This is a genomic window from Mycolicibacterium wolinskyi, from assembly GCF_002101965.1.
GTDB classification, from domain to species: domain Bacteria; phylum Actinomycetota; class Actinomycetes; order Mycobacteriales; family Mycobacteriaceae; genus Mycobacterium; species Mycobacterium wolinskyi.
In genome coordinates, this window is the sequence record NZ_LQQA01000008.1 from 157,259 (window position 1) to 168,281 (window position 11,023).

An 11,023-nucleotide genomic window follows, 5' to 3' on the forward strand; every position below is an offset into this window, starting at 1 on the left:
GGTGCCCGTATCCGGCGAGGACTTGGTGTTTTGATGCCCGACCTGCACCCCGCTGACGACCACGACGACGCCGACCCCCGGTTGGCGCCGCTGTTGGCGTGGCGCCAACAACTCGTCGACTCCGGCGCGGTCGCGCCGCGCAGCTTCAAGGAGGCGCATCTGCGCCTGGTGTTGAGATCGGGCCGTACCGATGTCGAGCAGATCCGCGCGATGCTGCCGGGGTCGGTGGCCGAGCACGCCGACGAGATGGCCCGGCTGCTGTCCGAGCTCGCCACGCCGCAGACAGGCGAAGCCTCGAGCCCGGGTAAACACCGCAGCCCCGATGACCCGCAGCCGCCAGTGGAGGAAGCGGAACCGCCGACGGTCGAAAATGTCGTCCCGACAGGCGAATTCGCCCCGTTCTTGTTCAGCAGCCAGCAGGTGGCACTGCACGACATCACCGTGCGCCGGCCGGATGGCGCGAGCGGCGCCGTCGAGCTGAGCTGGCCGAGGTACGAGACGCCCGGCGTCGTGATGTACCGGGTGGTCAGCACCGACGATCAAGCGCCCTACTCGCCGGACCTCGCCCATCAGGTCGCGGTCACCGAGCAGCCCGCCGCCGGCGATGACCGGCCGCAGCTGACGCCGGTCCGGCACTACCAGGTGTGGGTGAACACCGGTGGCTCGCACGCCCAGGCCCGAGCCGCCCAGCCGGTACTCTACGCCACCGCGGTGCTGGTCAGGCCCGTCACCGGATTCGACGTCCGGGAGGATGCCGGCTGGGTGGTCGGGCAGTGGACGGCGCCGCCGGGCGTGTCCGCGGTGCACGTGTTCCGGATCCCGATCGATGAGGTCGACCGGGACGAGGCGCAGTACCGGATCCTCGCGGGCAGTGAGAACCTGGCGGGCTTCGTCGACACCGAACCCGTACGAGGCCAGCGCTACCGGTACCGGGCCCGCTGCGCCGCCAACGTCGACGGTGTCGTCCGGCTGTCGGACGCTGCCGAGGCCGACGTCGAACTCGCGGCGGCGCTCGCACCCGTCACCGACATGACGGTCGAATCCGGCGCCGACGGCGTCTCGTGCGATCTGTCATGGACCCCGCCTGCCGGGGGACAGGTCGCGATCTACCGCACGCAGAGCGGTCCGAGCGCCGGTGCCGAAGCCATCGAGCTGCCCGAGGGCGCGCTCGAACAGGTGGGGCTCACATCGGACCTTCGCCTCACCCATCCCGTCTCCGAAACGCCCGCTCCGGGTGGTCGCCGCCGTTCGACGATGACGGGAGTGTCCTGGCCCTCGGAATGGAGCCGCGCGTATTTCACGCCGGTCACGATCCTCGGCGAACGGGCGATGCTCGGCCGCACGGTGTCCTCGGTGCGAACGGGCACGATCCGCGACATCGAGTTGGCCGAGTACTGCAACAAGCAGGTGCTCACGTTCGACTGGCCGGACGGCGCGGCAGGCGTCGTGGTGTACCTGGCACCCAAGGGGCACGATCCGCGTACCGGTCTGACCGGTCGATCCTTCGAGATCTCGCTTGAGGAGTACGAGAAGTACGGCGGTATGCACCTCACCGGTCAGCTGCCGGTCGGCGGCTGCTCGTTGCACCTGGCGCCGGTGGCGTTCGCGGGTGGCCGGCGCGTGACGGGTGCGTTTTCCAGCATCGAGTACCGCGGCCTGCTCCGTTTGCAGTACGCGGTGCGAATCGGCCGGGACCCCAACGGTTTTCCCACCACGGCCACGGTGGCGATACGGGCCGAACACAACGTCCCGGGGTCACCGGGCTTCGTTCTGGTCAACAATCCGCAGCGGCTGCCGCTGAGCGTGCACGACGGTCAACCCGTCGACGTGGCACCGCTCGACGCACAGGGCCAGCTGGCCGACCACCCGACCAAGGAACTGCGTTGGTCGGCTTTGACCACATCGGGCAACGGCGAGCTGTGGGCCGCCAACGTCAGCGGCTTGCAGGGCTGGATCCGGCTGTTCGTCAACATCGGTTCGCCTGCGCAGCTGCGGGTCATCGCACTGCTCGATCCGCCGGTGGACACCCTGCAACTCACCGCGGCGGCCCTGTGACACCCCGGTACGGCCAGTTGGCCTACACGTCGTTCGACGCAGCGGGGTCCGTCGGAGGTTGGCAGGTCAAGGAGACCAGCGGCGAGCTGACGCCCGAGGAAACCCAGCTGCTGCTCGCCGGGGTGCGCACGGTGTTCCGCCCGGTGGAGCCGCCGCCGGACTACCCGACGCCCGAGCAGCTCGAGCAGGTGCCGCGCCGGCTCGCCTACTGCCGCACCGAGCAGTCCGGAGCCGCCTACTGGCACACCGTGCCCGCGGGCTCGGACAGCATCGGCCGCCCGGGCAACGTGTTCGCCCACGCGCTGCTGGACCGCACGCCCGATCCGCGTCGGCGGGCGATCGAATGGTGGCGCTCCCCGCAGTGGCTGCACCCGTACGGTGCGGCCGCGGTCGCCCGCGCAGCGCTGACCGACGTCGACCCCACGCCCGGCGGAGTGGTCACCAAAGACAGCGTCGTCGCATTCGCGCTGGACACCTCCACCTGGCGGTTGGCGACCCTGTTCGGTCTCCTCGATGCGGTGGCCGCCGCACTGGACGGCGGCGCGCCCGTGGTGCTCGGGGTCGAGTCCGCCGACTCGGCAGCCCAATGGATCGGGCTCATCAGCTTCCTGATGTCCCCGGGTACCGCAGCGCAGCTGAGTTTCTCGACGTTCGACCGCGCCGATCAACTCAATCCGCACGGCGGCCAGGTACTCACCGCGGTGCCGATCGCCGATCTCGACGCCATCCCGTCCGGACTGGTGGCGATCAGCGAGACCGAAACCATGTCACTGGGTGAGCTCGGTGGCGAACCGCACCGCACCGCGGGCGGGCACAGCGTGGCCGTCACGCCCTGGTCGGCCATGGCCCAGGTGGTGCTCCTCGACCCCGGCTCGGCGCGCCGTCTGCTCGATGACATCGACGGTGTCGCGGAGCAGGTCCGCGACGACGGCCTGCACCCCGCGTGGCCCATGGCGATGGCGGTGACGGGCCGCCCCGAGTTCTCCGACGCCGAGATGGAAGCGCACGAGGTGATCGCCGCGCACTCGCCGCCGGGGATCGCGGTCGGATCCGTGGCCGCCCGCACCATCGCCGGTGTGTTGTCGGCAGCGGTGGGCACCACGACGGCCGATGCGTGGCGCGCGGTGCAGGAGCTACCGGAAGGGCCCGGTGCCGTGTTCGCCGACACCACCTACCTTTGCCGGGCCATCGAGGATGACACCTGGCTGTCGCAGATCGGGCCAATACCGTTGGGGCCGAGATTGTTTCACGGGAAACCAGTGCCTCGGCCACTGCGCGCGGCGATCGGCACGGCCCTGGCCGACGGTCAGGGGCCCGAACGGATGCTGCGCGTGGTCGATCTGCTGCTGCGGGCGGGGGTGGACGACGAGCGGATCCGCACGGCACTGGTCGACGACGTGGTGCCCCGCCTCGGTGACGCCCAGTTGCGTCAGCGCATCAGCACCGAGAGCAGGCTCGCGCTCGCCGCGGCGCTGTTGCGGGACGGCGACGTCGACGGCAGCGCGATCGGCGACGAGCTGCTCGACTGGCTCGCCGAGAGCGTCCGGCTGCCGCAGCCCGGGACCCTCGTGCAGGCCGTCCCGTGGGATTCCGTCTGGACCCGTGCCGCGGTGCGCGGCGTCCGGACTCGCCGCCGCGGCCCCGCCGAACCCGGTGATCCGGGTGCCCACCTGTGGTGGTTGCGGGTGAGCGAGCCTGCGGAGTTCGAGCGGGTGGCAAGCGCGCAGGTGTGGGAACCCGCCGACCTCCTGCTGGCGGTCGGAACCGAGCCGCTGCCGGGTGCGGCCGCGCTGCGGACTCTCGTCGGCGCTCCTGATTCCGCCGCCCTCGACCACCTGGCAGGCATGGTGATCGACGCGAACGGCGACAGTTTCGCGGTGGCGTGCGCCGCGGTCCGTCACATCGGCCCAAAGGAGTGGCTGCAGCAGCGCTACCTCGAGACGCATCAGCGCGCGTACGCGCCGTTGTGGGATGACGTCCTGGCCGGCATCGAACCGAGCGGTGTGCATGCCGACTTCGCGGTGCGGCTGCTGGCCTTCGCTCTGCTGGGAGTACTTGCGGGGCAACCGTATCCGCAGGCATGCAACGGACTGGTCGCGGCGCATGGACCCGACGCGGTGGACCGCGTGCTACCCATCGTCGCCGACCGCCACATCGCGCCGTACGCGGTGCTTGCGATCAGTCTGCTGCGGTCAGCGGCCGCGGAGGCCGCCGACGTGCCGCTCGATGCGGTCCACGATCTGGTCAACCAGCTGGCCGAGCGGGTGGCCGCCACCCTGCCCGGCGACGAGAACGACGCCGACAGCGTGACGATGCTGATGGCGCAGTTGTCGGGTGACTCGTCGGAGGGCACGGTGCGGGGATACCGCAAGATGGTGAGCAGGTTGTTGGCACGGCGGGGCGACGCGCACACGTCGCTGGCCGCGCGACTACGGGGGAGTGGTGGCAGGCATGAGTAAATGCCCGCGGTGCTTCGCGACGCTGAGTCCCAACCAGCATCTGTGGACCTTGCCCGCGCAAGCCGGTGGCACGCGTTACCGCGACGAGGTCGCATCGGCGTATACGGGCGCTCCTGCCGACTGCGGCCCGCTCTACACCTGGTCGCGCAGCCCCGGCTACAACGGCCCGCCGCCGCCGATATCGGAGGCCAGCCGGGCGCTGCAGGGGCCCGCCGTGGAGATCTGCCCGGTATGCCATTTCACGTTGCCCGACGGCTGGCGTGAGGGGCACGCCATCTGCATCGCGCTGGCCGGTGCCCGCGCGACCGGCAAGAGCCTCTACATCGCGGTGCTGGTCAAGCAGCTCGAGCTGTTGTGCGAACGGTTCGGGTTCTCGATGCAGCCCGTCACACGTGGTACGGCCCACGCCTATGCCACGAACTACGAGGCACCGCTCTATGTGCAGCGGGGTTTGATTCCGCCGACCCCGACGGTGCACACCCAGACCTCCGATCACCGTGAGCCCCTGATGTTTTCGATAGGGACCTGGCACGGGGTGCGCCGCTACCTCGTGCTGCGCGATGTCGCGGGCGAAGACATGGAGTCCGGCGATCTGCACGCGCCACCGTTCCAGTTCTTCGCGCACGCGGACGCGGTGTTCTTCATGTTCGACCCGTTGCGGGTCAAGACGATCCGCGATCAACTGCACGATCTACTGCCGGCGCAGGTGGTCAGCGGCGGGGATCCGCGCACCGTGCTGACCAACCTGTTGACGGCGGTACGCCCCGGTCAGCCGAAGCTGGCCGTCATCCTGTCGAAGTTCGACGTGCTGCGTGCATTGCGTGAGGTGGAGGGCTCCGAGTGGGGCCTGATCATGTCCAACGGCGGTGCGGCATACCTGCGCGACACCTCCGACGGCAGGCAGTACGACGACGTCGACGGTCAACTCCTGCATGAGGAGGTGCGCAGCCTGCTGATCCGGCTGCACGGCGGTTCGATCGTCGCCGCGGTCGAGAACCCGGCCACGGGCATCCGGCTGCCGAGCCGCAATTTCGTGGTGTCCGCCCTCGGGCATCCGCCCAACGGAAATCGCCTGCACGCCAGGGGCATCGCGCCGTTCCGGTGCGTCGACCCGGTCCGGTGGGTCACCTCGAGCTTCGGCGTGCTCTAGTCGTCCTTGCGCAGGGTCGCGACGATCTCATCGATGAGCTTCGGGTCCGGCGCACCGGGATAGCCCTGTTCGAGCGAAACGATGAACATCACCGAACCCGGCTGACCCTCGACTTTGGTGGCCAGCATCGAATGCAGTGCCGACGGGCCGGTGCATTCGCTCGCTTCGATGCCGGTGACGGTCGCGATGACCTGGACCGCGGGTTCCCCGCTCACGGTCAGCTCGCGTCGCTCGCCCAGTGAAACCGTCGGCACCACACCGCTTCTCGACGTATAGATGTCCTCGACCAGTTGGGTTTCGCGCTGTAGGGCCTCGTCGATGTCGTCGGTGCTGTTGGCGCCGGGGACACCGGTGGCGCCGCGGTGCAGGTCCGGGCACTGCTTGTTGGGCATTTCGGCCGAGCCGGTCATCGTCCGGACGGGGCAGAAGCCGAACGGGCCGTCCGGGCACGGGACTTCCCAGCCGATCATGGTCGTGCAGCTGTTGACGGTCCAGTCCGGCGGCACGTCGTAGCCGAGCCCGCGGGGGCTCGCGACGGCGATCCAGTCCGGGGGAGTCTGCGGCGTGGGGCTGGCGACCCGTCCTTCACATTCCGGGGTAGCGGTGGTCGACGTGGTCGCCGACGTGGTCGTAGTGGCGGCCTCGGTGTCCTCCCCGCCGGAGTTGAATCTCCACAACACCCCGCCTACGACGATCGCGATGACGAGAACGGCTGCCACTGCCGCGATGATCCACGGGGTCTTGCTCCGTTTCGGGGGCCTGCCGTGGATGGGTGGGGCCTCGCCGTAGCCCGGCCAGTTGTAGCCCGGCTGGTAACCGCCGTAGTACGGGTTCGCCGGCGGTTGACCCTGGTACGGGCCTGGGGGCGGCGGATTCCACCCGGGTGGATACCTCGAGGGATCGGTCAAAGCCGCGCGCTCCTCTGCAATGTTCGTTGTCCGGATTATAGGTACCGCACCACACCCCGGTGTCGCGTCGCACAGCGGCCGCTTATCGTGAGCACACCGAGCAGAGAGGGCGATGCGTGGGCAGGAACGAGCGGGCAAAGATCGTCATGACCGACGACGAGATCGCCGAATTCGTCGAACGCAGTCGGACCGCCACCATGGCCACCGTGCTGCCGAATGGCCGGCCACATCTGGTGGCGATGTGGTACGCGGTCCTCGACGGCGAGATCTGGTTCGAGACCAAGGCCAAGTCGCAGAAGGCCGTGAACCTGCGCCGCGATCCGACGGTCACCGTGATGATCGAGGACGGCCTGACCTACAACACCCTGCGCGGGGTATCGATCGACGGTGACGCCGAGATCGTCGATGACCCGGAAACCATACTGCGCGTTGGCATCAGCGTGTGGGAGCGTTACACCGGGCCATACACCGATGAGATGCGTCCGTTCGTCGACCAGATGATGAACAACCGCATCGCGGTCCGGGTCGTGCCCAGCAGGCTGCGCAGCTGGGATCACCGGAAACTGGGCCTGCCCGAGATGCCGGTGGGCGGCAGCACGGCGCAGTACCTCAACGCCTAGTTCGACGGGCGCGGGCGCGGCTTGAGTCTGCCGTTCGGCAGCGGCGGGGCGGGCAACCGCGCGGTGTTGCCGCGGTAGCCGGAAACGTCGCCGAAGCGAGCGTCGTTGTCCTGCCAGAGTTCGCGATACATCGCGATGTCGTCGTGGCTGCGGCCGACGAAATTCCACCACATCACGAGTTCCTCGGGGAACGGCGGGCCGCCGAGCAGGACGACGCGCGCCGGGCTGTCCGCGGGATTGGCGAGGTGCAGCAGCTGGTGGCCGGGAGCTTGGTAGGCCAGGTCAGCTACCTCGAGCGGCGTATCGCCGACGTGAACGATCCCTTGGTCCAACAGCACACCGTGTTCGTACGCCGGGTCGACATCGAGCGTCAGCACCGCACCGGCCTCGAGGTTGAGCTCGCCGGGCCGCACCATCGCGTGCACGCCCGCGCTGTCGCGGTGTTCGATCTCGCCCGCGAAAAGCCAACTGACGGTCTGCAGCCCGGTGTGCGGATGAGGCGGAACATCCATGCCGCGGCCGCTGGCCCGGACATCGTGCGGCCCGTAGTGGTCGGCGAAACACCATGCGCCGATCAGCGATCGCTCGCGCTGCGGCAGGGTGCGTCGGACGAGTAGCGCCCGCGGCCCACCCAGCGGCACCTCGCGTGCGTGCAGGACGCCGGTGAACGCCGAAGTGGCACATGTGACCTCGGCAGGCGCCGTGTCGGTGTTGCTCATGAAGCCCACGGTAATGCGACCGGCTTCCGCAGTCGCCGCGGTTAGCATGAGCGCCATGAGCCGCGTGCTGACCGCCGAGGATGTTCGCAATGCCGAGTTCTCGAAGCCGCCGATCGGTAAGCGGGGCTATGACAAGAAGTCGGTCGACGATTTTCTGCAACTCGTCGCGCGCCGCCTCGACGGGCGGGGCCATCTCAGTGCCGACGATGTTCGCAACATCGGATTCCCGAAGCCCCCGATGTTTCAGCGGGGCTATGACGAGGACGAGGTGGATGCTCTGCTCGACGCGGTGGTCGCCACGCTCGAGCTGTAGCGGGAAGAAGTTTGGGGGACGGTGCCGTCAGTGCGCCTCACGGCGAGTGGTCGCTCGCAGCGACGGTTTTGGATGGGGCCCGGGGCATGCCCGGCACCGTCGAGAAATGTAACGGCACACCCCGGGCCCCTATTCCCCCCCGTTCGAAATGTCGCCCTCCCGCCGCCGTCCCCTCGAACGCGGCGGCGAGAGGGCAATGAGTCACGTCAGGCGGCGTCGGGGAAGATCAGCCGGGTCTTGCGCACCGGATAGCCGTGGCGCTCGGCCAGTGACCGGAGCTGCTTGAGCGCGAACGTCCGGCCCCGGCCACCCTCGGGGACCATGATGCCGGCCCACAGGCCTTCGGCCCGGGGGAGTTCGCAGGCTTCGCGGGCGCACAGCCAGCGCCGCGGGCACTCGCGGCAGATGACCTTGGCCTCGTCGTCGGGAGTGGAGGTCCACCGTTCCGGGTCGCTCGTGCACACGCCGAGCGGGATTCCGTTGGCCATGAGTGCGTTCATGCTGCTGCTCCTGTTAGGGACTGTTGCGGTGGTCACCGCGTTGAGCAGAACGCTATAGCAACAACCGTAGCGATGCAACAGTTTCTCCGAAACTGAATCAGGCCGCCGCTACGGAAGTTTGCATCGGTAACGACCGGTGGCCACCTGGGTAAAGACGGGTTGCATCCAAAACTGCACGTCAGCGGGCAGTTTACGGGACTGGATCCAATCCGTAGCATCGGTGCGGTTTGTGCTGTGACAAAGGTGTAGCACCTATGTAATTTGCTGAAACCGCGCGGAATCCGAGGCGTAGCGGTGCTTCGGTAGGGGGTTAGGATTGACTGGTCCAGCGCCCACTTTCGGCCGCCCCAGCTCTGCAGGAACACCAGCGAGGAACCGTCCCGAGATGACCGATGCGGAGTTCGATCTCGCTACCGGTGAATTCGACATCGGGCTGGTGCGCGCCGGTGCCGCGGCCGCAGCGCGGCGTCGTGAGCTCGACATCAGCCAGCGCAGCCTCGCGGCGGACGGCATCATCAACGCCGGCGCGCTGATCGCCTTCGAGAAGGGCCGTAGCTGGCCCCGGGAGCGGACGCGCCTGAAGCTCGAGGAAGTGCTGCGGTGGCCGCCCGGGACCATCGCGCGGCTGCGCCAGGGCGGGTCGGTGCCCGCACCGACGGCGCCCGTCGCACCGCCGTCGCCGCCGCCGGCGGCGACAACCGACACGACGATCTCGGTACCCGGCACCGACGAGGTGCCGCTGATCGCGCAGGCGGTTCTCACCGCCGTCAACACCCTCGAGTCGACCGTGCCCACCCTGCCGGCCGAAGACGATCCCGAGTTCACGCCACGGGTGACGGCGATGCTCGCCGATCTCCGCCAGCTAGAGGCGGTCGCCTCGCGTGCGGCCAGGATCAGCATGGTGACGCCGGCGTTGATCAAGGCGCTGAGTGCGGTCCGTCGCCAGATCGACGATTTGACGACGCGTGCGGCCGCCGCCCCCGGGGCGACCTTGGGTCAGCGCCTGTACGCCGCGCGCCGCCACGCCAACCTCACCGTCGGCGAAACCGCGCAAGCCGCAGGCGTTTCCGAGGACGCCATCGCGCGCGCGGAAGCCGAGTACCCGGTGGATGCCGCGGCCGTGCACGCGATCGAAGCCGTCATCAAGACGCTGCGCTGAGCTGGTTCAGGACCGCTCGCGCGCCCGGTCGTCGTGTGTCGGGAAATGCTCGGCCAGTGCCGCGGCGATCTCCAGGAACTTCTTGCGCACCGGCGGTGACATCTCGTGGATGTCGACGACCCCGCCGGGCCGAAGGTGTCCGTCGAACGGGACCTCGACCACCACCTGCCCCTGGCCGGAGAACTGGTTGGCGAGGATCGACCGGGTGCGTTTGTCGGCGTGGCCGTCGGAGTCGTTGAGGACGACGACGGTCCGTTGCAACAGGCTGGTCATCCCGCGGGCGGCCAGCCAGTCGAGCGTCTGGCCGGCCGTCGCGGCGCCGTCGACCCACGGCGAGGACACCACGACGAGCGCGTCGAGATCGCGCAGAACCTCTTGTGTCACCGGCGAATCCATCGTCGAGCTGCAGTCGACCACCGAGATCGAGAAATGCCGGTCCAGCCGGGTCGTGGCCTCGCGGTAGATCGCCGCGTCCAGCACGCGGCGGCGGGCCGGACTGCCCTCGCCGGCGAGGACGAACAGACCCGCCGAGTTGTTGCCTACCCGGCTGCGCACGTCGGCGAAGGTCTCCAGGTGCTTGTCGGAGGCCAACTCCCAATAGGAGCTGTGCGCGCGGGGATCGACGCGGCTGCCGAGTTTTCCGAATGAGGTGTCGGCATCGATCGCGACCACGCGGTCGTCCTGGCGCAGGTGCGCGAACATCGACCCGATGCTCGCGGAGACCGTCGTCTTGCCGACGCCGCCCTTGCCCATGACGCCGACCTTGTAGTGCCCGCGCAGGACCCCTTTGACCTTGGCTTCCATTTCGGCCTGGCGGATGTCCTCGGGCGAGGGCCCCGGGTTGATGAGGCCGAACGTGGCCCGGTACACCAGCAGGCGCCAGCCGCTGCCGGGCGGTTGGCGTCGCTGCGGCACCAGGTCGTTGACCCTGATCCGGTCGGCGTAGGAGCCCGGCGGGATGGCCGGCGGCGTGTGCGGCGGTTGGCCGGGCGCACCGGCGTCCGGTGCGAACCCTCCTTCGGTGGGCCACGGTTGGCCGGGCGGCGGGCCGTAGGGCTGTTGCGGTGGCGGGCCGGGTGGGCGCTGGGGTGGCATCTTCCACCCCGGTGGGTGCTGGTCCCACGGGTCGGGGCGGGGGGC

10 protein-coding genes are annotated in these 11,023 nt (G+C 69.2%); 6 read left to right on the forward strand and 4 right to left on the reverse strand.

Features of this window, described 5'->3' with window-relative positions:
* Positions 1-33 precede the first annotated feature (33 nt).
* From AWC31_RS07340 to AWC31_RS07350, 3 genes are read left to right on the forward strand one after another with little or no spacing between them, the layout of a single operon-like run.
* Positions 34-2,055, forward strand: coding sequence for a SaeA-related protein (locus AWC31_RS07340; RefSeq protein ID WP_085143632.1), 2,022 nt, complete (start codon positions 34-36; stop codon positions 2,053-2,055).
* On the forward strand, positions 2,052-4,514 hold the full coding sequence (locus AWC31_RS07345) for a GAP1-N2 domain-containing protein (RefSeq protein ID WP_085143633.1): 2,463 nt from the start codon (positions 2,052-2,054) through the stop codon (positions 4,512-4,514). The genes AWC31_RS07340 and AWC31_RS07345 overlap by 4 nt, the downstream gene beginning before the upstream one ends.
* A complete protein-coding gene (locus tag AWC31_RS07350) occupies positions 4,507-5,664 on the forward strand; it encodes a hypothetical protein (protein WP_085143634.1) in 1,158 nt (385 codons plus the stop codon). Before AWC31_RS07345 ends, AWC31_RS07350 begins: the two co-directional genes overlap by 8 nt.
* Here the strand turns inward: AWC31_RS07350 and AWC31_RS07355 are convergent.
* A complete protein-coding gene (locus AWC31_RS07355; RefSeq protein ID WP_085143635.1) occupies positions 5,661-6,572 on the reverse strand; it encodes a DUF8017 domain-containing protein in 912 nt (303 codons plus the stop codon). The genes AWC31_RS07350 and AWC31_RS07355 overlap by 4 nt on opposite strands.
* A 116-nt stretch (positions 6,573-6,688) precedes the next feature.
* Here AWC31_RS07355 and AWC31_RS07360 point away from each other — a divergent pair, with 116 nt between their 5' ends.
* Positions 6,689-7,192 carry a pyridoxamine 5'-phosphate oxidase family protein gene (locus tag AWC31_RS07360; protein WP_085143636.1) on the forward strand — a complete coding sequence of 168 codons (504 nt, stop codon included), beginning with the start codon at positions 6,689-6,691 and terminating at the stop codon, positions 7,190-7,192.
* On the opposite strand, the gene AWC31_RS07365 is transcribed toward AWC31_RS07360, so the two are convergent.
* A complete protein-coding gene (locus AWC31_RS07365; protein WP_085143653.1) occupies positions 7,189-7,911 on the reverse strand; it encodes a pirin family protein in 723 nt (240 codons plus the stop codon). The two genes, AWC31_RS07360 and AWC31_RS07365, sit on opposite strands and share 4 nt — an antisense overlap.
* 46 nt (positions 7,912-7,957) lie before the next feature.
* Here AWC31_RS07365 and AWC31_RS07370 point away from each other — a divergent pair, with 46 nt between their 5' ends.
* Complete coding sequence (locus tag AWC31_RS07370) at positions 7,958-8,224, forward strand: DivIVA domain-containing protein (protein WP_085143637.1); 267 nt, start codon at positions 7,958-7,960, stop codon at positions 8,222-8,224.
* Between the two features lie 206 nt (positions 8,225-8,430).
* Here AWC31_RS07370 and AWC31_RS07375 read toward each other — a convergent pair whose 3' ends face one another.
* Positions 8,431-8,724, reverse strand: a complete 294-nt coding sequence (locus AWC31_RS07375) for a WhiB family transcriptional regulator (RefSeq protein ID WP_067849798.1) — start codon at positions 8,722-8,724, stop codon at positions 8,431-8,433.
* Between the two features lie 385 nt (positions 8,725-9,109).
* On the opposite strand from AWC31_RS07375, the gene AWC31_RS07380 reads away from it, so the two are divergent.
* Positions 9,110-9,883, forward strand: a complete 774-nt coding sequence (locus tag AWC31_RS07380) for a helix-turn-helix domain-containing protein (RefSeq protein ID WP_085143638.1) — start codon at positions 9,110-9,112, stop codon at positions 9,881-9,883.
* A 6-nt stretch (positions 9,884-9,889) separates the two neighbouring features.
* Here AWC31_RS07380 and AWC31_RS07385 read toward each other — a convergent pair.
* The coding region (locus AWC31_RS07385) for a MinD/ParA family ATP-binding protein (protein ID WP_085143654.1) at positions 9,890-11,023 on the reverse strand (1,134 nt) is incomplete at its 5' end.

Bases quoted from the DNA above. Each gene is read 5' to 3' on its own strand.
- AWC31_RS07340 (WP_085143632.1), top strand. From the start codon at position 34: ATGCCCGACCTGCACCCCGCTGACGACCACGACGACGCCGACCCCCGG.
- AWC31_RS07380 (WP_085143638.1), top strand. From the start codon at position 9,110: ATGACCGATGCGGAGTTCGATCTCGCTACCGGTGAATTCGACATCGGG.
- AWC31_RS07365 (WP_085143653.1), bottom strand. From the start codon at position 7,911: ATGAGCAACACCGACACGGCGCCTGCCGAGGTCACATGTGCCACTTCG.
- AWC31_RS07370 (WP_085143637.1), top strand. From the start codon at position 7,958: ATGAGCGCCATGAGCCGCGTGCTGACCGCCGAGGATGTTCGCAATGCC.
- AWC31_RS07350 (WP_085143634.1), top strand. From the start codon at position 4,507: ATGAGTAAATGCCCGCGGTGCTTCGCGACGCTGAGTCCCAACCAGCAT.
- AWC31_RS07375 (WP_067849798.1), bottom strand. From the start codon at position 8,724: ATGAACGCACTCATGGCCAACGGAATCCCGCTCGGCGTGTGCACGAGC.